The sequence below is a fragment of the Agarivorans sp. 1_MG-2023 genome, assembly GCF_030548385.1.
Classification (GTDB): Bacteria; Pseudomonadota; Gammaproteobacteria; order Enterobacterales; family Celerinatantimonadaceae; genus Agarivorans.
Genome location: NZ_JAUOSJ010000003.1, coordinates 21,473 through 43,326 on the forward strand (window position 1 = coordinate 21,473; position 21,854 = coordinate 43,326).

A 21,854-nucleotide genomic window follows, 5' to 3' on the forward strand; every position below is an offset into this window, starting at 1 on the left:
CCGAGATCTTGGGCGCAATCCAATTTGCTACTAGGTAGCCTAATTGAGTTTAGTACACTAAACAAAGGCGTTTAACTTGGCAATGATATTTCTGTCATAGTCTTGCAATCAAAGCGTCACTTTTTGGTCAAATATCCCTCTTAGATTAGCCTTAACAAGGATAGTTTGGCGAATCGTATGGCTACTAAACAGATCTATCAAAGCTTATGGCTTTCAGATATTCACCTTGGTTGTAAAGACTGCAAAGCAGAAATGCTGCTTCAACTGTTACAACAAACTAAAGCGAAACGTATCTTCTTAGTGGGAGATATTGTGGATGTTTGGGCGCTTAAGCGCAGAGTTTATTGGCCTGAATCTCACAATCAAGTGTTGCAGCACTTAATGAACTTAGCCAAAAGCGCGTGTGAAGTGGTGTATATCCCCGGTAATCATGATCAATTATTTAAGGCATACGACGGTATGGATCTCGCCGACGTGACGGTGAGCAAGCAGTATTTGTACACCAGCATCACGGGTAAGCAGATATTGATGGTGCACGGTGACCAATTTGATGAAGAAGTATGCTTCGGTCGCTTTTACGCTAAGTTAGGCGATCATCTCTACGATTTCTTATTGTTCCTTAATCGCTCTTCGAGCAAAATTCGTCACGCCATGGGGTATCCCTACTGGTCGTTAGCCGGTTACATCAAAAGCAAAATTGCTAAAGCCACTGAAGCTATCGCTCGTTACCGCGATGCCGTGGTGAATGAGGCCGTTAAGCAAGGCGTAGACGTGGTAATTTGCGGCCATATTCATCACCCTGAGTTAAGCCTTCAAAAGGGTGTGGTATACGCCAACGACGGCGATTGGATAGAAAACTGCACCCTGTTATGTGAAACCATGGATGGTCAGTTACAGTTACGCCGTTGGGACGACCGATTAAAAACTACTGTGGAGTTGGTGGCTGTTGCCTTAGCTGAGCCGCAAGCACAAACCTTAAGTGCTGAAAAAGTGGCTTAATTGATTATTTAATTGGCAGTTGAGCGCTTTGTGCAATTTTTTTTGCTTTGAGCGTTGACAAGCACCATGAAAATCCGTTTAATAGCGCTCGCTCGATACAGCGTATCAGCAGTACCAACAGTGTGCCGATTTAGCTCAGTTGGTAGAGCAACTGACTTGTAATCAGTAGGTCGCCAGTTCGACTCCGGCAATCGGCACCATCCATTTAAAGCCTCGTCTTATGACGAGGCTTTTTCGTTTCTGGCGCTTTAGTTTTGATCTTCACTTAGTCATTTGGCATTTGTTAAGCGGTGGTTTATGCTCGCAAGACTTGATGATGGTTAATAGGAAGCCCAATGCTAAAGGCGCTTAAAGAATTGCTGCAAGCCACAATTGATGGCTCTGCGGACGAAAATGCCCCCAATGTAGAGTTAGCTGCTACCATTTTGTTGGTGCAACTAAGCCAAAGTGATAATCAACAAAGCAATAGTGAATCTGCGGTGATTATGCGCAAGATAAAGCGCTTGTTTGAGTTAACAGACAAAGAAGCGGAGAACTTGTTTATTCAAGCGCAGACCCAAGCTACTCAGGCCATTTCGGTTTTCGACTTTACCCGCCACGTTAAAGAGCTCGATTACCAACAGCGCTATTTGTTTACCGAAGCACTGTGGAAAGTCGCATACGCCGATGGGGTGATTGATCCTCAAGAAGAAGCGCTCATCCGCCAAGTGTCAGATTTAATCTACTTAAGCCACAGTGACTATCTCAAAGCTAAAATGTCGGCTCAGCCCTCTTAATTTAGCGCTGGTGGCTGGCTACAGTTTGGTGTAGTTGGCTGGCCATATCCTGTAATTGGTTGGCGATGCCAGTGAGCTGTTCGGTATTGTCCAGCAGCGCAGAGCTGCTTTTGGAGTTGTGCTGACTAAAATCTGATACCTGCGAACTCACATTAATAATTTCTGCCACTGTTACCGCTTGCTGCTGCATCACTTGAGCCATTTGACCTACGCCTTCTGAAATATCTTTTACCAGGGTAATAATGTTATGCAGAATTTGGCCGCTTTGTTCCACTACTTGGTGACCTTGTTGCACATCAGCGGAACAGGTTTCTAATAAACTGCGGATTTGCTGAGTTGACTGGCTACTGCGCTGGCTTAGCTCTCTTACTTGGTCGGCTACCACCGAAAACCCACGCCCTTGCTCGCCAGCTCGGGCTGCTTCTATCGCAGCGTTTAACGCCAATAGGTTGGTTTGATTGGCAATGTCGCTAATAATGTCGGTTACGCTGTTTATTTGTTGATTACTACTGAGGATTTTTTGCATCGAATGCTCGGTTTGGCTAATCGCTTGAGCGCTTTCCTCAGCGTTCCCAGATGCTTGCTGAGAAAGCCCTAATAACTGCTCGGTCGCTTGATTAGCTTGCGCTAATACTTTTTCCATTTGAGACAGGTTTTGGTTTATCTGGCTAATAGATTGATGTTGATCAGCTGAACTTTGGGCGATTTGAGCGGCTTTATTGTTCATTTCCTGCACTGTACTCGACATATCCGTAGCCGAACTTACTAACTGGGTCGAGCTATCGCTGGCGTGTTCCACCACTTGTTGTAATTGGTGCTTAGAATGTTCAGAGGCTTGGGCGATATTCTGGTTGGTCAGCTGGGCTTGTTTGGCTTGTTGATAGGCCTGATCGCGCAAACGTAATGCATAGTTTTGGCCTATCCACAGTAATAACAGCGGTAATAGAAAGCCTGAGAATAACTCAATGGTCATCGCCTTTTCAGGCAATTGCATCTGCGGAAAGCTCGCCCCGTTAAAATGAGCAAGCAACATCGCCAAACCTAAACAGAATAATATGGCTGTCCATACATTGCCCCATAAGCGGTTCGTGGCAAGGTAGCTCAGTAGAGATAGGGTGGGTAGCCAATACAAGTGGGGAGAGTCAAGTAAACCACCCGATTGATAGATGATATTCATGGCATGCAATACCATCCCACTTAAGGCCAAATTTCCTACCAGTAAATAGTGCCAGCCTGCGCGCAATAAACCACTTGCCACAAGGGCGATAACAATCAACGCCAAAGAGCTAAACACCAGCGCTTGGTGCTCATATTTCTGCCATTTAAAGGCGCTGTAAATACCGACCAATAAACCAAAAAATAAGTAAAACAACAGAGTCTTAATCGCTTGCTGTTGATCCTCGGCAATAGCGCTGCGCGGTTTAAAGATATGTCCGTATATCTCAACTGGGTTTAGCATAATTGGGCTCTTAGTGTAGTGAGTGAGGTAAACAGGTCTGTCCACTTAGCGATACTGGAAGTGCATTAACAAAAACGCAACATGTATAGAGGTGAAGTGTGCGTGAGTTAAAAAATAAACAGCTAGCCTACTGTTTGAATTTTTTTGACTGAATTTTCAGCATTTTCACTGATTTCGAACAGAAAGTGTTGCTTCTTTGTCCACTTAAACAAAAGCACGAGATAAGCCCTTTACCTTTAAACTGGCTTATGTATAATTCGTTTCCGTTGCAGGGGCGTAGTTCCAATGGCAGAACGTCGGATTCCAAATCCGAATGTTGGGAGTTCGAATCTCTCCGCCCCTGCCAAATTTTAAAGGCCAGCTTATTAGCTGGCCTTTTTCATATCTGCTATTCGCTGCTTTTTCTGATCTGTTTGCTTATTGTGTTTAGGGGGCTCAGGTTGCTTAAGCATAAAGTCTAACTATTCCCTGCATACTCTCCATCGTACTGGTTGATTTATCTATGGCTTAGCTGCCGCTGTTATGCGGATAGGTGTTTACCTTATACCCCCTGTAAATCATGCTTATTTTAGCTGGGGTTCCTATACATTCTTTCATTTAGTAAGCGCTTTCAAAATAACTTGTGTTTTATTTGTATTATATGAACTTTTTTAAGTTTGTTATTAGTTATAGATCAAATCTTAATCCCTTGTTTTATGTGGTTTTGATCGCATAAGTGTGGATGTTTTATAGAGAAGGTTTTAAGTGAATTTCAACAATGCTATAAAGAAAGCGCTTTCAAAATAATCAAGACAAGGATGACATAAAATGGGAGTTAAGCATTGTTTTAAAACAGGCCTAGTACCGCTTTCGTTGTTATTGGTTGCTTGCGGCGCTACAGAGCAACCAAAACAAATAATAGGTTTAGATAAGCTCGACCCAACAGGCAGACCATCAGCGTATTGGCAGTTGGTATGGAATGATGAGTTTAATGCCAGTGTTATTGATAAACGTAAGTGGAATATAGAACAGCATTGCGGCGCAGGAGAAGACGCCGAGCAGCAATGTTATACCAAGCGTAAAGCTAACCTGCAGCTTATCGATGGTCGCTTAATTTTGTTTGCCAAAAGTGGCAGTTTTACCGGAACAAGCCAGCCAGATGGAGACAAGCGAATAACCAAAACGCTACCTTATACTTCTGCAAAGTTGCACAGTAAGGGTAAGGGTGACTGGCGGTATGGAAGAATAGAAGTAAGAGCGCGGCTTCCACAAGGGCAAGGTATATTCCCAGCAATTTCAATGCTTCCAAGCGATGCAAAATACGGTAAGTGGCCGGCATCTGGGGAGATAAATATTGTTGAAGCGGTAAACCTAAAAGCGACTAGTGATGCTGAGGGAGCAAAGCCAAAGCAAGCTGAAACTCGCGTATATGGGCATTTGCAGTATGGGCGAGCATTACCAGAGAATCTTCGCTCGGGTACAGCTTATGAGTTACCTCGCTCGTTAAACCCAGCCGACGGTTTTCATACTTATGCGATTGAATGGGAAGAGGGCGAAATACGTTGGTATGTTGATAATGTTCACTACGCTACTCAGCGTCAAAATCAATGGTATAGCCAGTATCGTGACAATGGCGGACTGGTAAACGCCGAAGGTGCTGCCCCGTTTGATCACGCTTTTCACCTGGTATTGGACTTAGCTGTTGGTGGGCCTTGGGCCGAAAACGCTAACGATACAGGGGTTGATAATAAAGTATTTCCACAGGCTCTAGCCATAGATTACGTGCGGGTTTACCAATGCACGGTAGAGCGCGCCAGTGGTAAAGGCTGCGCTACGGTTTCTAAAGACGCAAAGTTGGTTGATGGGTATACCGCTCCTGCAATAACCGTAGCTGATGGTCAGTTCGCCTTAGGGCCTCGCTTTGTGCTGTTTGATGGAGGTTTAGATGAATACCTCAATGCCAATAGTTACGACCCCAAAAACCGTATGCGTCATCAGTTAGTGAAGGATGAGCTGCGCGGACAGGTTATGCAAATTAGCAAAACCGGTAAAACGGGTAATGTCTTTTTAACTGCTCCAGCAACGAATATGAGTCATTGGCAGGAAAGCGGTGAGTTAGTGTTTGATCTAAAGCTCTTAAGTAAACAAAAGGGCGCAAAGTTATTGGTTAAAATGGATAGTGGTTGGCCTAATACCAGTGATATTGAAGTAAGCCTGCCAAACTTAAATGAGTGGTCTGAAGTACGTATTAAGGTGGCCGATTTGGTCGCGAACGGTAATAGCTTTGTTTCTGGTAAATACGTAGATCTCACCCAGGTGGTTAATCTATTAGTGATTGAGCCAAGCAATAAAATGACCTTGCAGCTAGACAAGCTGCGCTTTGAGTACCCCGCAGCTAATATGCCGGTGAAATTTAACCAGCGAGGAACCGCTTATTACTTTTCTGATTTTGGTGGCAATAGTACTCGGCTAACCAGCGACCCAGCAGGGCAACGTGGCCGAGTTGCGCTCACAATCAAATCAGAGATAGCTGCCAGTTGGGCCGGCACCAGCTTAGGAGACAAGGGAGGGTTTGATAAACCGATTACCTTGGGTCCCAAGAAACCTATCGTAAGTGTATGGGTATATTCTCCTGAAAAAGCCTCGCCTATAAGGCTGAAAATGACAGATACAACAAAACCTGACAGCTTTGCTGAGGTAGAGGTAATGACCAAAAGCGCCGAGCAATGGGAGCAGTTACTCTTTGATTTTAGTAAGGCTCAGCCTAGCTGGAACAGTAAAAGTTCTTATAACAAGCTAACCTTATTTTTCAACTTTGGTGAGCGTGGTGCGGAGGCTGGTGAGCAACACTATTATTGGGACCAATTAGAAGTAGCGAAATAGATTCTGGTTTAAAACGGAAATTAAAAAGGGTTAAGCTATTGCTTAACCCTTTTTAGTGCTTGTTACTTATTGGGCTTTTTCGAAACGAATATTGTCCAGTTTAAAAGTCATCTTATCGCTTGGTTCAAAGACTAGTAGGTTACTAATCGCTGCAATGTCAGCTTTCTTGCCTGCTGCATGGCTATTACCGCCAGCTAGTATGTCTTTAATGTTCAAACGTACTTCTTTCCATTCGCCGCTTGCTGGTAAGTCAACTTTTACGTCACTGGTATGAGGCCAGCCACTATCTATTTTAACTAGCAATTTTGCATTGGCGGCTTGCTCTTCGATTTTGAGGTCAAAGATCAGTTGGCCACTTTCAAGCCAGTGAGTTAGGTCTGTTAGTGGCGCACGGAAGTAGATATTGCCAGCGCCGCTACTTTTACTCACTTCAATAACTTTACCTCGGCTAGCTTCATCTACTTCTGAATATTTGACTGTGTCTACCGGGTTGTAGCTTTCAAAGGCCAGTGATGAGTTAAGGCTATCGGTATAGATATCCAGTAAGGGGCCATCAGCATAAGCATCATCTACCGCTAGTATCGCTGGTGGCGTAACACCAGCAACCATTACCGCATCGTCTGATTTAGCCGCACAACCTTTACCTTTCCAGCGATCTACCGAGCAACGGTAAACTTTAACTGAATCAACCGATAAGGTTTGTGGGAAAATGGATTCATCAATACCGCCTTCGTTGGCTTTTGCAGCCCAATTGCCACCTACGGCTAAGTTAAGTAGTAAGTGGAATTTTTGATTAAATGGAGCTTCAGATTCCGCGTTTACTAGTACGCCATCTTTTTCATATTGGCTGTACCAACCCTCATGGCGCTGGGTCGCATAGTGGTAATTATCGATATACCAGCGAATTTCGCCTTCTTCCCATTCTATTGCATAGGTATGGTAATCATCAGCTGGGTTAAGCCCGTCGGGGAGCTTTACACCTTGGCCTGTATGCGCGTTGTCGGGCCATTTTTTACCAAAGTGAAGGGTGCCATGAATACGCGATTCTGGCTGCCCAATAGATTCAATTTCGTCGGATTTAGTTTTAAGGTTTACCGCCTCCATGATGTCAATCTCGCCAGATGCCGCCCAGCCACCATACACCCAATCCGAAGGTAACATCCAAATTGCTGGCCAAGTACCCTGGCCATGCGGCAGTTTTGCTTTAATTTCAAAGCGCCCGTATTTCCAGTCCTTTTTGTTTAGAGTACGTAAACGAGCCGATGTGTAGGGCAGGGTTTTGTTTAATCCTTTTTTGCCGTCTGGATTGTCTGGGCCAGTGAAGTTACCTTTCTTCGCAACGATGTTAAGTTTGCCGTCTTCAACGAAAGCGTTCACTTTGCGGTCGGTGTAACACTGCTGCTCATTGTTACCACCTCCCCAACAGTTCTCTTCAAAGCCCCATTTGCGGCTATCAATTTCATCGCCTTCAAATTCATCACTCCAAATTAGCTTCCATTTGTCACTTGGGGTAATGGGCGCGCCGCTGAGTTGCATAGCTTCTTTGGTTTGAACTAAACCGCCGTCACTATCTGACGACGAAGTCGATCCACAAGCGGTCAATGATGAAACAAGTGCTAGTGCGGTAAATTTTCCAACAGAACTCGAGCTAATCTTCATTCTTTTTCTTCCTTGCTAAGCTAGATATATTTTGTAAGCGCTTTCTTTATAGCATTTGTGGTAACTGCTTTAAATATACGCGATTCTGTAAATGCTATTTGGTGGGTATATTTGCGGAATCCTTCACAGAATCCAGTTATATAAAGGGGTTTGTCTTAAATTTTAGTGTTGGTGAAATGATAGGGAAAACCGAAGATTTAGTGATTTCGCAGTGATTTTTATCGACGAATTTAGGAAGCGCTTTCTTTTTGTGGGGCTTGCTATATAGTGCGGTGAGATTTATTTGATGCAGGTAAAGTAAAGCTAGCACTAGATACCTACTGGTATTTGGCGTGATTTAGCGATTAGACACTTTAAACTGTGTGGTAATATTGGTGAATTGAACATCGCTTTTATTTTGTTAGCGTTTACTTTGTCGACTTCATCCCTGTTTTGTCGCTTATTAGTAGCAAGCAAGCCAGATATTTAGTAAAAGTAGATGCACAGGCAGAGCAGGCCAATGATAAAAGCAAGTAATAGAACTTTAAGGTTAAACAGTTGATTACAATTAAGGAAGTCTCGGAGCTCGCAAAAGTCTCTCAAGCTACAGTCTCAAGAGCGATTAACGGGCATTCTTCGGTAAAGGAAAAAAACCGCGTTAAAGTGTTTAATGCGATTGAGCAATTGGGCTATAAACCCAATACCTTTGCACAAGCCTTAGCGTCCAACCGTTCTAACAGCATCGGTATGTTAGTGGGGAGCTTAGATGGCCCGTACTTTGGTCCTCTGATGCACAATACTGAAAACTTGATTCGTGAAGAGCGCCTGCATTTAATTGTGACGAGTGGTCAGGAATCTAAAACCAAAGAAATGGACTCCATTGAGTTCTTAGCCTCAAAAAAAGTCGATGGTCTTATTATTCACTCCGATAAGCTCTCCGACAACGAACTGCTCAAAATTGCCGAAGATACTCCTGCCTCAATTATCTTGAACCGTAATATTCCTGAGCTGGAAGGGCGCTGTATTTGGATTGATAACGAGTTGGGCGGGTATTTAGCTACCAAGCACTTACTCGATTATGGGCATACAAAGGTTGCCTGTATTACCGGACAAATGAGCAAAATTGAAAGCCGCGACCGCCTGCAAGGTTACCGCAATGCTTTGGCTGAAGCGGGAATAGAATACGATGCAAACTTGGTGATTGAAGGGCGCTTTGACCATGAAGGTAATCACGAGACTGTGCAACGTTTAATGTCGAGAAATAAAGGCTTTACCGCTATTTTTTGTCAAAACGATAATATTGCCTTGGCGGTTTACAATGTATGTAGTGACGCCAAGTTAACCATTGGTGAAGATATTTCGATAGTCGGTTTTGATAATGATACCTATAGTCAGCATATTCGCCCAAGATTAACTACCGTAAGTTTTCCTATCGAACAGTTAAGCTACGAAGCGGCAAAAGGTGTTATTGCCCTCATCAATGATAAAACCCATGATGTTACTGCTAAATTAGCCCCTGAGTTAATTGTACGAAATTCAGTAAAGCAGCTATCGAGTGTGGAGCCAGAATAAATGACTTAGCCAAGCAGGCTAAGTCATTACCCGTTTATTTCAGTACTCCTGAGATTGCGCCTAAATCTACCTCCATTTGACCTTGCAAAGACACCGTAAGTACTAATTCGTCCGCTTTGCTACTTATGGAATCTTGTTTAAGTGGTACATTCAGGTTCTTCCATTGTCCCACAGGGGAGTATTGCCACGCCTTAAGCAGGCTTGCCTCTGCGTGGTCTGGCACTAGCTCAATAGTGGCATCTCTAGTAATGTGATGGACACAAAGCTCTAACTCAAAACTGGCCACATTCTTTAGGTTTAAGTCTTTAGCTTCGTCTAACAATATGCGCAGATGTAGCGATTGCCCTTGCTCCAACTTGATGCGGCGAGCATCTTGTTGATGCTGATAATTGATGGGGGTTATCACGACCTTATCAAGTGCAGTCGTGGAGTTATTAGAGACTTTCTGTTGAGCTAATTCATTTACTTGAGCGAATAACTCACATTCGATATCTTTATGCACGCCGAACAGGTTTACTCTTCCTTTGTTCGCGGGTTTAACTGGCTGCGCTTTGTCTAATACTAAGCTGTTGTTGCTAAGTGCCGGGTCAACGGGGTGAGAATGTTGGTAAGACAGACCATAACCGTACTCAAACAAGGGTTTGTTATCGGTTTGGTTGTCTTGTTCCAGCGTATGCACATTCAGCTTGCTGGCATGCGCCAGCGTGCGATGACAATTTTTTGCATACTTTTTATTTGGCCAGCTAAAGCTTAATTTGCCATTAAAGTCATAAGCGATTTGTTCGTTATTGTCTTTAAAGAGTACGTCGGTAATGCCCTCGGCCTCGGAGCCTGGCAGCCACGCGGCTATAAACGCATCAGAGTGATTAATTTCATTATTTACGTAGAGTGGGCGACCTGAGTAAAACAGGGTCACTACTTTGTAACCCATCTTTTTTAGGCGGATCACTGTATCGTGATCTTGTTGGTAACTGTGTTTTAGCGAGGCAAATTCTAACGACTGCCAGTGTTTTAAATCGCCGACCATTTCTGCATAAGGTGACTCACCGATAACCACGATAGCCACATCAATATCACCGTTTTTTTGTTGATGTTGTTCATCAAAATCAATCACCTGCTGCTGGCCTAGTTGATTTATCAAGGCGTCTTTTAAGGTAGCAGCGTTGGGGAAGTCTTGTTTACTGGTTTCATCACCTTGCCAAGTAATGCTCCAGCCTCCGGTTTGTTTTTGAATATCATCCACAGCGCTGCCGGCGATGAGTACTTTTTGCTTGCGTGACAGCGGCAGCAATTGCTGGTTGTTCTTAAGCAATACCAATGATTTTCTTACCGCCTCGCGTGCTACCGCTTGGTGACTTTGTTGGCCTAACAAGGTTTGCTTACCGGCGAGTGTTCGTTGGGCTGGGCTAGCTTTTTCCCATAAACCCGCACGCTGTTTTACTCTCAATATACGTTGTACCGCATCGTTTATTCGATGCTCGCTCACCCGCTGTTGTTTAACAGCAATAATCAGATTTTGATACACCGCTTGCCAGTCTTCCCGCTCTGGTATCATCAACATGTCGATACCGGCGTTGACTGCGTAATCTGCATTGTCGCAGGCACAGGCTGATATTTCGGCATGGCCACTCCAATCAGAAACTATCAGTCCGTCAAAGCCCATTTTTTGTTTCAGCACATCATTAAGCAAGTAACGGCTGCCATGGATTTTGTAGTTGTAGGGTGTGCTTGCGTTGGCTAAGTCATGGTCATAATTTGCCTCGTTGTGCCAACTGTTAAAGGAAGCCATAACGGTTTGCGCCCCTGCTTCTATGGCACTGTAATAACCTGGGCCATGTAGGTTGATTAACGCCAATTCCGAGTAATGATTTTCTCCACGGTCAACGCCGTCTTGAGTACCGCCATCACCGATCCAGTGTTTGGCAGTGGCTAAAACTTTGCCATCTCCCATCAATTGCTGAGCACTGCCTTGTAAGCCTTCAACGACTTTACTGGCGTATTGGTGCACAAGTTCTGGATCTTCGGAATAACCCTCATAGACTCTCCCCCAGTTGTAGTGGCGTGGAGTGGCTACGGTGGGAGCAAAGGTCCAGTCTAGGCCGGTTACCGCAATTTCGGTGGCGGTAATCTCCGCTATTCTCTTTATTAGTTCTGGGTCGTGGGCTGCGCCCAAACCAATGTTATGCGGGAAGATGGTTGCCTGAACCACATTGTTGTGGCCATGCACGGCATCGGTGGCCCACAAAAAGGGAATGCGAAATGGACGATCAGTAAAGGTTTTCTCACAAGCCTGCCAACAGTTTTCAGCAAGTTCTGACCAGGTTTTACTGGTGGCATAACGGTCTCCACTAGGCCAAGCCCCACCGCCGTTCAGTAACGACCCTAATTTGTACTTTTGAATTTCTTCTAAACTAACATTGCGAATATCAGGCTGGATCATTTGGCCGATTTTTTCTTCTAAGGTCATCTGTTGCAAGATGTCCTCGATGTCTTTTTCAATTTGTTGATCTAAAGGAATCGCCGACGTTAGTGTTGGCCAATCTGAGTAAAAAGGAAGTTGTTCAGTCATCAGCGTTCTCTATTGGGGTGACCACAGCTGAGCTTTTAGTGAGGTAAGCTCATCTTGAATGTCTTTTGAAATGGATATTTTGGGAGAGTTGTTATCACAGGTATCACGGTTCTCAACTATTAACACTTTGGCGTCGAGGCTGAGAGTATGGGTATGATAAACACCTTGTTTGATGTTATAGATTTTGCCCGCTTGCATATCTTGGGCAACGATCTTACCTAAGCGATTTTTAGAGGTCTCGGCGCAAAATAATATGCAGCGACCTGCTAACAATACAAATACTTCGTCGGTGTCTAAGTGGCACTGAAAGTTGTTAATGAGCGGGGTCTCCAGCTCATCAATGTAGTTGAGAATGGCTACACGCCAAGTCTGAAAATCAACGACGGGAGAGTATCCCGCCGATTGGTATTCAGACACCTCAATTAGGTGGCTGTTCAATTTAGGTCCCTTTCAGTTAGCTGAGCAGCATGTTGCTGGGCAGGCTTACAAAGACATGAGCGATTTGCTGTTTACGTTCAAACACCGATTGACTCAATTCTTCACTCAATACTAAATCCTCATTTGAGTATTGTTCGCCATTTGTAAGGCTCACTGTCAATTGAGCCTGTTCGGAGTCACTTTGTTGGTATACAAACGGCACCTGGCAGTAAGTAAAAGCAAGTTGCTTCGCTGCTAGCGCTAAGGTTTGTGTTTGGCTGTTTTGGTCAATGTATTGATAGTCATCTTCAGCGCTTAAAAACTCGTTGCTTTTTAACAGTGAAGGCTGGATTTTTATCTGACCATGTTCAACCCGTAAACCTAGCTCACCAAAGCGGGTTAGAATTTCTTCTTTCACTTGCCCGGTCATGCCTGGTTGCTGAGCCCCCGCTTGTTTTGGAGTGTGTGAATATGGGTCGGTTGGGAAAGCCCCATATACCTCGGGTGTCTTGTTAAAGCCAATGCCAGCACGTACTCGGTAGTAGTATTCTGCCAGTTGCTGAGTTGCTAAAGAGTGCGGGTCACTGTTATAAGACGCAAAGTAGTTCTCTTGTACCGCAAGCAGTAGCTTAGACACCATATGCCAGTAGATAGAACCTAAACCTTCGTAACCAAACATGGTACCTGAGCGACCAGTGAAGGCTTGGTGATTAAACACTTCTTCGTAGCTGGCTCGAATGTCTTGCCAAGTAGCTGCGTCGGCTTGAGGGTAATCACTGCTAAGTGAACTGATAGCCTCATTTAAGGCTCCCACATTGTCGAAGTGTGCGTTGAAATGATAATGACCCTGATTATCTTGTTCAATAATTCGACGGTCGGTTTGTTTTATCATTTGTTGCAAAACGGGGTTGGCTACAACCCGTTTTTCACTGATTCGGTTTTTAGCTTTAAAACCAACTAAGTCGCGATCTGGGTAAAGCATGAAAGTGTTTTGGTCTTCGCGGAACATCGCACTGTTGTATAGCTTATCGAGTAACTGTACCGCTTCATCGGGGTTTAAAACACCTGAAGATAACACCGCAACTTGGCCTTCAAGCATCGGGTATAGATAGTCTACTGCGACTTCATCTTGAGTGTAATTAATGATGTTGTAAGCATTGTATAACCCATCTTGGCGATAGTTACTGGCAATGCTTTTATCCATAATACGCAGGCTTGGCGATAATAATGCTTGGATTTGAGCAGTGCTGACGGTTTGTTTACCTGAAAAGCCATGCTGATAAACTTTGGAACGATAATCTGCTGCTACCTTAGCTAAGCTACGCAGGACTTGGCTGCGCTGAGCATCGCTAGCTGATGACGCGTTGAGCAACTGAACGGCCTGTTCTAAAGTTTCTGAGCTGGCACGTAACCATTCTGCTAACTCATTCGAAATAGCATAGCTTTTGTCGTCTACGAATAAGTCTTGTAGAAACGCCACGTAACGACGCATGTAATAAAGGGTAACCATGGATAAACCAGTACCTACAATAGCGTTGTTTGCATCGTTCCATTCTGGTCGTTGGGTATTTAGCCATATACCGCCGTCTAGCACCAAGTTACCTAGTTTTGCGAGTAGTGGTACCAGTAGCTTCTCGGCTAAATTGGCTAAATACACTTCTTGGTTTTTATCTAACAATAAGCGCGCATCGCTGCCCATTAAGCTTTCGCGGCTTTCGATGACTTTTTGTTTGTTCTCGTTAAACTCAACGGTATTTTTTGCATCAGCAAAGATGGTATCTGCTGGCGAAATCTCGTAGGGCACGTTGGCGTAACTAAAAATTTCAGTATCCAGCAGCGTTTTAAGCTCTGCCGGTTGGTACTTATCTGACTGCTCTAAAAACTTAAGCAAATAGATAATTTGGTGATCGCCCCAATATCCAATATTACTCCAAGGGTCGTCTGCTTCTAACAGTTCCCAATCAACTCCTGCTTTAGTAATGCGATAAGGGTTGTATCCATCAATGGTAGATGCATTCACAAACTTGGCAATAAAGCTTTTTATAAAGCTTGGGTAGCTAAGACCTAGGGCTTCCCAGTTTTGGAATATGTCACGCCAGTTACCTTGATAAGACAATAATCTATTACCGTGATTGTCTTTTAGTTTTATCTCAAAGTGGTTCCATGGGCGACTAGGGTCGCCGTGTCGTCGACCAAAGGTTAGCGGTAGGTATTCGTGGCATAAACGCAGTAGCTGTGGGTTACTTTGCTTGGCCGCTAACGACAATAATTCATCGTAGTTAATTTTTTCTGGCAAGCTGTTTAAAAAGCTAGCTTGGTCGATAGCTACTTGGGTATTGGCATTTTTTAAGGTGCTAATGAAATCAGCACTTTCTACCCAATACTGATCAACCACTACGCCACCACGCATGTTGTTAAATAATACGTTGGCATAGTGGTGCACACTGGTTTCGTCTTCAGCTGTTTTTTGGTAAGCGTCACTGCCCGCCATTAACTTAAGCAGTTCTTGATGATTTTGTTCAACTGAGTCAGCCAGTATTTGTGGCAATTGCTGGTTTGCGATGATTTCCTGCAGCTCCGCCAGGTCTGAATGCGATTGATCGATGTCGGCCACAATGCTCCAGTTATCTTGCTGTGCTGGCGCTAAGGAAAGCTTTTTATGAATAAAGTAGGCACCGCGCACGCCTCGGGTGAGTTGCTCGTCTTCTATGCTGCCACCGCGACGAAATGCTGCTAACTGTTGGCTAGAAAGTAATATAGATTGGCAATCTTTGACGATTGAAAACACGCTGGTGGCGAGTAAAGATTCGGCTGGCTCTGCGCAGTCACTTAACTTGGCGTACAAACTGTAGGTGGCAAGGCTAGCTTTGGCTTCACGCTCGTTCCATTTATAGGCATCGAGTAGGGCGCTGCTGCCTTGCATAATTGAAAATGGCGTATTAGAAGGTAATAAATTTTGGATGCCGTCAATTAACTCAATTTCACGTGTTTGGTGCGTGGTATTGGTAAGCGTGGCTGTTCGAACAAAACCAAACTTTTCGCTGGTGCTCCATTGGTATTTAAAGCTTAATCCAAGGTCAAAGTTTAACTCTTCAAAAATAATCTTATCGCCCGCAATATTTTTGTAAACATTGCGGCGCAGTTTATACAAACTATCATGCTGTTGGTTAAACGGTTCCCATTGCTGAATGCCATTTTCACCCTGGATTTTTAGAATAGTTTTACTGCCAGTGTTTTCGGCACTTTCGTGAATGTAATCTACCGACTTGTAAGGAAACAAGGCGTTTTCTGGGCGAATTCGACCGGCCGATAAACAGCCAGTGGAGGAGATGAATAACCAGTGATCGCTGGCCGAAACCACGCTGATAAAAAACGGGTTCATCTGGTCTACGTTTTTAATTTGGTAGTACTTGTCTCCGTCTATCGAAACAAACTTACCTGTTACGTCTTTAGTTAAAGTGTCCATATTCTCTACTTTGATTATCTTAAAACTGGTGTAAGCGCTTACTTAAGGCAGCGCGAAAAATCGCTTTAAAGGTTAAAACAGCGAACAAAGTGATCGTCAGCCAGTTGAGTTACCTCTGGGAATGCGTCGCTACATTTATCTAAGGCGTTGGGGCAACGAGCTGCAAATGGGCAACCAACTGACGACGGGTGCCACATTGGAATATCCCCTTTTTTAGCGCCTAGCTCTCGGCGGCCGCTTTTGCTGGCTTCGGGTACCGCTGACAGCAATAGTTTGGTGTAAGGGTGCTGCGGCGTTTGAGTGACTTTATCGCTGTTTCCCCACTCCACCATGTGGCCGACATACATCACTGCAGTTTTCTCTGCAAAGTAGCGGGCCGTAGCGATGTCGTGGGTGATGTACATGAATGAGATACCGCGTTTGTCTTTTAAATCGGCCATGAGGTTCAAGATCCCTAATCGCACCGATACGTCGAGCATTGAGATGGGCTCATCAGCCAGAATGACTTCGGGGTCTACGGCAAGGGCACGTGCGATGGCTACCCGTTGGCGCTGGCCACCACTCAGTTCATGTGGATACTTTTCGGCGGTTTCTACCACCGGCGATAAACCCACTAAATCTAGCAGCTCGTAGACTTTGTCACGCAGCTCTTGTTTGTTGGCGCGCTTATGAATAAGCAAAGGGCGCGCAATGTGGTGATAAATAGAATGCACCGGATTTAGCGAGCCAAAAGGGTCTTGGAAAATCATTTGTACTTGGCGAGCGTATTCTAAAGACCCATGTTGTTTAACAAACTCATCTAAGGGCAAACCTTTAAAATGAATATCGCCGCCATTTTTTTCGTAAATGCGGGTTAATACTCGCGCTCCGGTGCTTTTACCCGAACCAGACTCACCAACAATCGCTAGAGCTTCGCCCTTGTTCAGGTTGAAGGTCACGTCATTAACCGCACGCATTAAATTGTTGGGGTTAGACGATAAACCAATCGGAAAGTCTTTAATTAGGTTTTTTACAGCTAATACGGTTTTGCTGGTAGTGTTTACGTTCATTGTTGAACCTCCAAAACATGACATGCCGCCTGAACCCCAGAAGCTTGCGCTCGTAGGATGGGTTCGTTGCTGGTGCAGCGTTCAACACAGTCGTTACAGCGGGCTTGGAAATTACAACCGCTAGGTAATTTAAGCAGATTTACAGGGTCACCAGGGATCCCATATAAGCGCTCTTTAGGGCCATGAATAGTGGGGAAAGATGAGACTAAACCTTTGGTGTAGGGATGAGTAGGGTGGTTGAATACGGTTTTTGCCTCCCCTATTTCAATCAGGTTTCCGGCATACATCACACCTATTCGGTCGGCTATTTCACCCATCAAACTTAGGTCGTGGCTAATGAATAAAATTGAGAAGCCAAACTTTTCTTTTAAGTCGTAAAGCTCATTCAGGATCTCTCGCTCTACCACTACATCTAAAGCAGTGGTGGGTTCATCCATAATGATAAGCTTTGGTTCTAAGGCCAATGCAATGGCGATCACGACTCGTTGACGCATACCGCCGCTAAGTTGGTGAGGGAAGCTTTTTAAGCGGTCACCGTGAATACCCACAATAGACAGCAACTCTTTAGCTTTAGAGGTTGCCTGTTTAAGGCTAACTTTTTTGTGAGCCAAAATTACATCGGTAAGTTGCTCTCCAATGCTAATGACCGGGTTCAGCGAGTTCATGGCACTTTGGAACACCACCGAAGTGTCATTCCAGCGAAAAGCACGCAGTTGTTTGTCGTTCATTTTTAGCACATCTTCACCCTTATAAAGGATCTCTCCTTCGGGGATCAGTGCTGGTGCTTTGTGCAGGCGTGAAATAGCAAAAGCTAAAGTACTTTTGCCGCAACCGGATTCACCGGCCAAGCCTAGTGTTTCGCCTGGAGCAATGCTCAAGCTTACATTGTTTACTGCGCGGGCAATGCCGTTAGGAGACACGTAATCAACACTTAGATTGTTTATTTCGAGTAATGCTTGGCTCATGCTAAACCTCTACGTTGATCTGCTGCTTTTTGTAGTTTTTTCCACACTTTAAGGTGAGGGCCGGTTTTAAGTTTTGGATTGCTCACTTGGTCAATCGACATATTGATGAGTGCTAATGCACCGCCAGTAATGGCTAGGGCGAGTGCTGGAACTAGCATTTCCCACCACGCACCGGTGTATAGTGACGAAGAAACTTGTGCCCAATACAGCATCGAACCCCAACTCACTTCGGTTGCATCACCCAAACCAAGAATGCCTAAGCCTGCTTCAGACCCCATGGCGTAAATAACCGTTCCCAAGAAGCCACCAAATACAATTGATACCAAGTTAGGAAGAATTTCCACCAAGATGATGCGGATTTTTGATTCTCCCATCACTTCTGCTGAAATGATGAATTCTTTGTTTCTTATGGCCATGGTTTGCGCCCTAATGACTCGCGCCCCCCACGGCCAGGATGTGACCCCGAGTAATACTGTTATCACTAAGGAGCCCACTTGCCCCAAGAACGCTGCCAGTACAATTAGTAGTGGCAGTTGTGGGAATACCAAAAATACGTTGGTGACAAAGTTTAACCACTCGTCAATTTTGCCGCCGAAGTACCCCGAGCTAACACCTACCGCAACGGCAATGCTCATAGCAATAATTCCAGCAGTAATCGCGACGGTTAATGACTTACGAGCACCAAAGAGTACTTGGCTAAATACGTCACGACCGTTGCGGGTGGTTCCCATTATGTATTCAGCGCTAGGCGCTTGGTGAGGCCGCGATACGCGTTTTTGTGGATCATGAGTGGCAATAAGTGGCGCAAACAACGCGCCGATTAAAATAATTGTGGCTAATAATCCGCCAATAATCGCCGGAGGATTGCCATGAAAGAAGGCTAATGATTTGGTCAGAAACTGACGCCATTTAGCTGAGTGTTGAATGTTTTCCATAGTAAGGCCTACTTCGAAATACGGGGATCAAGCCAAACATATAAAAGGTCGGCAATGAAATTGGCGGTAAGCACCGCAGTAACTAGGATTAGCAGAATGGCTTGGATAAGTGGGTAATCTCGCGCCACAATGCCCTTAAGTAAAATATTGCCCAAGCCTTGGTAGTTAAAAACCACCTCGGTCATAATTGAACCAGCAAACGAGAAACCAATGGCCATGGCAATGGCGGTAGCTACGGGCAAAATGGCATTTCGTCCAGCGTAGCGATACATCACTCTAAAGCTAGACAAGCCTTTGGCCTCAGCCATGGTCACGTAATCCTCGCCAAGTACGTTAATCATGGCGTTACGCATGTTAAATACCCAGGTTGCAATGCCTACCATCACCATAGAGCCCATAGGTAAAATGGCATGTTTAAGAACGCTGCTAATAAACTCCCAGCTAAACGCAGGATCTAGGGTTGGGTCATAGGTATAAGCGAGAGGTAAAAGCTCCAGTTGCAAACCAAAGAAGTAGAACAGCAATAATGCGGTTACGATGTAAGGGAAGTTACTAATAAAGGCGAGTACAGGCGGAAATACCTGACCAAAAAAGCCTTCGCGACGGTAAGACGCATAGGTGCCAATAGATACCCCGATAATCAATGCCACTATCAGTGAGCCTAAGGCTAAAAACATCGTCCATGGCAAAGCCATTCCAATGACTTCGGTAACGCTCACTGGAAACATCAGTACCGAAGGGCCTAAATCTAAAGTGAACACACTTTTAATGTAAGCAATGTATTGTTCAAAAACCGAACCATCCATAAAGCCATACATTTCGCGCACTGCGTCCATTTGCGCGGGATCCATTCGGCCTTGAGCTGCTGCAAATAATGCGTCAACTGGATCGCCAGGCATTAACCGAGGTAACAAAAAGTTAAATGAGATGGCGATCAAGAAGGCTGTAAAGTAAAAGCCCAGTCGGCGTAATAAAAAACTCATAATATTTTCCAAAGCTTAGAGAGCCACAATGTGGCTCTCTGCGGTGTACTACTTAAGGTGAAGATTGTTAATTATTAATACGCGCTTGCCGCCGTCGTACCATACTGGTTGTACATATGGGTTTTCGGCATTTGGCCAACCAACAATTTTAGAGCTGTTGTATTGGAACCAAGTAGGGTTAGAGAACAGTGGAATAAACGGTAAGTTCTCAGCTGAAAATACTTGCAGTTGCTTGATGATATCGGCTTGCTCGGCGCTGTCGTTGGTTTGACCAAAGCTTTCAATTAGTGCATCAATTTCTGGTGTGTGAACACCATGACCACCATGCCAAGTTTTACCAACGCGAGAGCTAGAGTAGTAATCTTGATAAGCCAAAATAGGGTGGGTAGCCACTAACGACCAGTTAATCGCCATTTTGTAAGTGCTGTCTTTTAGAGAAGAGTCGTAAACTGCCCAATCTACGGTTTTAACATTGGCTTTAATGCCAACTTCTTCGTAATACTCGGTGACCATTTGAACCACTTGGATCCAATCGGTCCAACCGTTCACTACCTCAATATCAAACTCAATGCGCTTACCATCTTTGGTTTGGCGGAAGCCATCATTGTTTTTGTCTACGTACCCAGCAGCGTCAAGCATTTGATTCGCTTTCTCTGGATTGTAGGTGGTTAAGTCTTTGTACTTAGCGGTTACGTCGGCATCAATATAGGTGCTATATAACTCACCAATACCACCTGCATTAAAGTTAACTGTTGGGTAGCCGTAGGCGGCGATATCAACAATGGACTCTCTATCAAGGGCAATAGACAAGGCTTTACGTAATTCTAAATCACTAAATGGAGCTTCTTTGGTATTTACATACAAATGAATGGCATCATTTGCTGGATACCAGTAGTGATGATTTTCCGGGCTGGCGGCAACAAAAGTATTGTCGATATCGGCAATAAAGTTAGAGCCCCAGTCAATTTCCCCTTTCATTAAGGCCGGTTGAATCTGAGAGTTGTCGTTGTATGAGCGGTAGGTAATACAATCTAGATGAGGTAATCCGTCTAAGTAATAGTGAGGGTTGCGGCACAGTTCCATTTGTTGTGTTTTTACATATTTCACTTCGGTCATTGGACCGCTGCCAATTGGGTTAGGGTTAGTGAACGTTGTCAGGTTACTGGCTTTGCTCCACACTTTTTCTGGAATGATATGGTACTTTTCCAAATTCCAGATAAAGGTTGAATCTGCTTCGGTGAGTTTAAACACAACAGTGCTGTCGTCTGTTGCTTCAATGCTAATAAGGTTACCATCTGTCCAGATACCACGTTGGTCAAAGGCGCCATTTTCTTTCGTCATGGTAAAGCTGTAGGCAACATCTTTTGCAGTAAGTGGACTACCGTCAGACCACTTCAAGCCCTTACGAAGTTTCAGCTCAATTGATGTTAGGTCATCGGAGTAAGTCGCTGATTCAGCTAAACGCCACTCGGTTTTACCTGTCATATTGTTGAACACCATGAGCGGTTCAAACATCACTCCGTGTAACAAGTCTTTAGATGTATAGGGGTTGTAGTTCTCTACAAAACCAGTACCAATAATAGGTACTGTAAGAGTTCCCCCTTGTTTAATGTCGCTGGCTAAAACACTTGCTGATGACAACATTAAGCCGCAAATAATTGAAGATAAAACCGTTTTGCTCTGCATTAGATAATCCTTTTTTATCGGCACTCTAGTAATAGGCGCTGCAAATTTAGAAGGTTTACGATGGCCTATTGGCTATAAACCTCAAAAAGAAAGCGCTTTCTTTTCACTGACTCTATTTCAGAATTGAAATAGAGGCAATGGAACGGCGCGTAATTTTCTACATTGGTCACATTTGGTTGGGTTTTATGGTCTTTTTGGTTCTTTTTACGTAGTTCCACGAGGTTTTTTGTGTCTTTGTCATTCAATGCTTTTTATCTTGTTAGTCTATTTGTTGTGTTTTTTAGAGTTTGTTTTGAAAACGCTTACTTTTCGTGACGCGCTTCTATTTTTTGTATTGAGCCTAGCAGTAAATCTGTACAGCTCAGCGTGTTTATTGTTTATTCGTAGCTGTGATGGCGGTGTAGCATTACGGATATAACAATGCTTTGGTGAAAAAAAGATGACTGAAAAGTCTTTTTTTAACCTCTTAAAAGTAAGC

14 protein-coding genes and 2 tRNA genes are annotated in these 21,854 nt (G+C 44.3%); 6 read left to right on the plus strand and 10 right to left on the minus strand.

Going from position 1 to position 21,854, the window contains the following annotated elements; all coding sequences use genetic code 11:
- Positions 1–177: 177 nt before the first annotated feature.
- The 3 genes from Q4592_RS04455 (at position 178) to Q4592_RS04465 (ending at position 1,775) form a co-directional block, all read left to right on the plus strand.
- Positions 178–999, plus strand: coding sequence for a UDP-2,3-diacylglucosamine diphosphatase (locus tag Q4592_RS04455; protein ID WP_303510285.1), 822 nt, complete (start codon positions 178–180; stop codon positions 997–999).
- A 124-nt stretch (positions 1,000–1,123) separates the two neighbouring features.
- Positions 1,124–1,199: transfer RNA gene (locus Q4592_RS04460), tRNA-Thr, on the plus strand.
- Between the two features lie 135 nt (positions 1,200–1,334).
- Positions 1,335–1,775: a TerB family tellurite resistance protein gene (locus tag Q4592_RS04465; protein ID WP_303510287.1), complete on the plus strand. Its 441-nt coding sequence runs from the start codon at positions 1,335–1,337 to the stop codon at positions 1,773–1,775.
- A gap of 1 nt (position 1,776) precedes the next feature.
- Here Q4592_RS04465 and Q4592_RS04470 read toward each other — a convergent pair whose 3' ends face one another.
- A complete protein-coding gene (locus tag Q4592_RS04470; protein ID WP_303510289.1) occupies positions 1,777–3,234 on the minus strand; it encodes a methyl-accepting chemotaxis protein in 1,458 nt (485 codons plus the stop codon).
- A 270-nt stretch (positions 3,235–3,504) separates the two neighbouring features.
- Here Q4592_RS04470 and Q4592_RS04475 point away from each other — a divergent pair.
- Positions 3,505–3,580: transfer RNA gene (locus tag Q4592_RS04475), tRNA-Trp, on the plus strand.
- 461 nt (positions 3,581–4,041) lie between these two features.
- Positions 4,042–6,096 carry a glycoside hydrolase family 16 protein gene (locus tag Q4592_RS04480; protein WP_303510291.1) on the plus strand — a complete coding sequence of 685 codons (2,055 nt, stop codon included), beginning with the start codon at positions 4,042–4,044 and terminating at the stop codon, positions 6,094–6,096.
- Positions 6,097–6,162: 66 nt separating this feature from the next.
- Here the strand turns inward: Q4592_RS04480 and Q4592_RS04485 are convergent, their stop codons facing one another.
- The gene (locus Q4592_RS04485) at positions 6,163–7,755 is read right to left on the minus strand and encodes a glycoside hydrolase family 16 protein (protein WP_303510293.1); all 1,593 of its coding nucleotides are present in this window, start codon (positions 7,753–7,755) and stop codon (positions 6,163–6,165) included.
- A 537-nt stretch (positions 7,756–8,292) separates the two neighbouring features.
- Here Q4592_RS04485 and Q4592_RS04490 point away from each other — a divergent pair.
- On the plus strand, positions 8,293–9,306 hold the full coding sequence (locus Q4592_RS04490) for a LacI family DNA-binding transcriptional regulator (protein ID WP_303510295.1): 1,014 nt from the start codon (positions 8,293–8,295) through the stop codon (positions 9,304–9,306).
- Positions 9,307–9,340: 34 nt separating this feature from the next.
- Here the strand turns inward: Q4592_RS04490 and Q4592_RS04495 are convergent, their stop codons facing one another.
- The 8 genes from Q4592_RS04495 to Q4592_RS04530 all read right to left on the minus strand — a co-directional run bounded on the left by Q4592_RS04495 (position 9,341) and on the right by Q4592_RS04530 (position 21,376).
- A complete protein-coding gene (locus tag Q4592_RS04495) occupies positions 9,341–11,875 on the minus strand; it encodes a glycoside hydrolase family 3 protein (RefSeq protein ID WP_303510297.1) in 2,535 nt (844 codons plus the stop codon).
- Positions 11,876–11,884: 9 nt separating this feature from the next.
- Positions 11,885–12,313: a hypothetical protein gene (locus tag Q4592_RS04500; RefSeq protein ID WP_303510299.1), complete on the minus strand. Its 429-nt coding sequence runs from the start codon at positions 12,311–12,313 to the stop codon at positions 11,885–11,887.
- Between the two features lie 16 nt (positions 12,314–12,329).
- The gene (locus tag Q4592_RS04505) at positions 12,330–15,758 is read right to left on the minus strand and encodes a hypothetical protein (RefSeq protein ID WP_303510301.1); all 3,429 of its coding nucleotides are present in this window, start codon (positions 15,756–15,758) and stop codon (positions 12,330–12,332) included.
- Between the two features lie 65 nt (positions 15,759–15,823).
- Complete coding sequence (locus Q4592_RS04510; protein WP_303510303.1) at positions 15,824–16,807, minus strand: ABC transporter ATP-binding protein; 984 nt, start codon at positions 16,805–16,807, stop codon at positions 15,824–15,826.
- Positions 16,804–17,772, minus strand: a complete 969-nt coding sequence (locus tag Q4592_RS04515; protein ID WP_303510305.1) for an ABC transporter ATP-binding protein — start codon at positions 17,770–17,772, stop codon at positions 16,804–16,806. The genes Q4592_RS04510 and Q4592_RS04515 overlap by 4 nt, the downstream gene beginning before the upstream one ends.
- Complete coding sequence (locus tag Q4592_RS04520; protein WP_303510307.1) at positions 17,769–18,707, minus strand: ABC transporter permease; 939 nt, start codon at positions 18,705–18,707, stop codon at positions 17,769–17,771. The genes Q4592_RS04515 and Q4592_RS04520 overlap by 4 nt, the downstream gene beginning before the upstream one ends.
- Before the next feature lie 8 nt (positions 18,708–18,715).
- Positions 18,716–19,690 carry an ABC transporter permease gene (locus Q4592_RS04525; RefSeq protein WP_303510309.1) on the minus strand — a complete coding sequence of 325 codons (975 nt, stop codon included), beginning with the start codon at positions 19,688–19,690 and terminating at the stop codon, positions 18,716–18,718.
- A 48-nt stretch (positions 19,691–19,738) separates the two neighbouring features.
- Positions 19,739–21,376, minus strand: a complete 1,638-nt coding sequence (locus Q4592_RS04530; protein WP_303510312.1) for an ABC transporter substrate-binding protein — start codon at positions 21,374–21,376, stop codon at positions 19,739–19,741.
- Positions 21,377–21,854 lie beyond the last annotated feature (478 nt).

Coding starts and splice junctions, on each gene's coding strand:
- Q4592_RS04455 (WP_303510285.1), top strand. CDS start 178: ATGGCTACTAAACAGATCTATCAAAGCTTATGGCTTTCAGATATTCAC.
- Q4592_RS04465 (WP_303510287.1), top strand. CDS start 1,335: ATGCTAAAGGCGCTTAAAGAATTGCTGCAAGCCACAATTGATGGCTCT.
- Q4592_RS04470 (WP_303510289.1), bottom strand. CDS start 3,234: ATGCTAAACCCAGTTGAGATATACGGACATATCTTTAAACCGCGCAGC.
- Q4592_RS04480 (WP_303510291.1), top strand. CDS start 4,042: ATGGGAGTTAAGCATTGTTTTAAAACAGGCCTAGTACCGCTTTCGTTG.
- Q4592_RS04485 (WP_303510293.1), bottom strand. CDS start 7,755: ATGAAGATTAGCTCGAGTTCTGTTGGAAAATTTACCGCACTAGCACTT.
- Q4592_RS04495 (WP_303510297.1), bottom strand. CDS start 11,875: ATGACTGAACAACTTCCTTTTTACTCAGATTGGCCAACACTAACGTCG.
- Q4592_RS04505 (WP_303510301.1), bottom strand. CDS start 15,758: ATGGACACTTTAACTAAAGACGTAACAGGTAAGTTTGTTTCGATAGAC.
- Q4592_RS04510 (WP_303510303.1), bottom strand. CDS start 16,807: ATGAACGTAAACACTACCAGCAAAACCGTATTAGCTGTAAAAAACCTA.
- Q4592_RS04515 (WP_303510305.1), bottom strand. CDS start 17,772: ATGAGCCAAGCATTACTCGAAATAAACAATCTAAGTGTTGATTACGTG.
- Q4592_RS04520 (WP_303510307.1), bottom strand. CDS start 18,707: ATGGAAAACATTCAACACTCAGCTAAATGGCGTCAGTTTCTGACCAAA.
- Q4592_RS04525 (WP_303510309.1), bottom strand. CDS start 19,690: ATGAGTTTTTTATTACGCCGACTGGGCTTTTACTTTACAGCCTTCTTG.
- Q4592_RS04530 (WP_303510312.1), bottom strand. CDS start 21,376: ATGCAGAGCAAAACGGTTTTATCTTCAATTATTTGCGGCTTAATGTTG.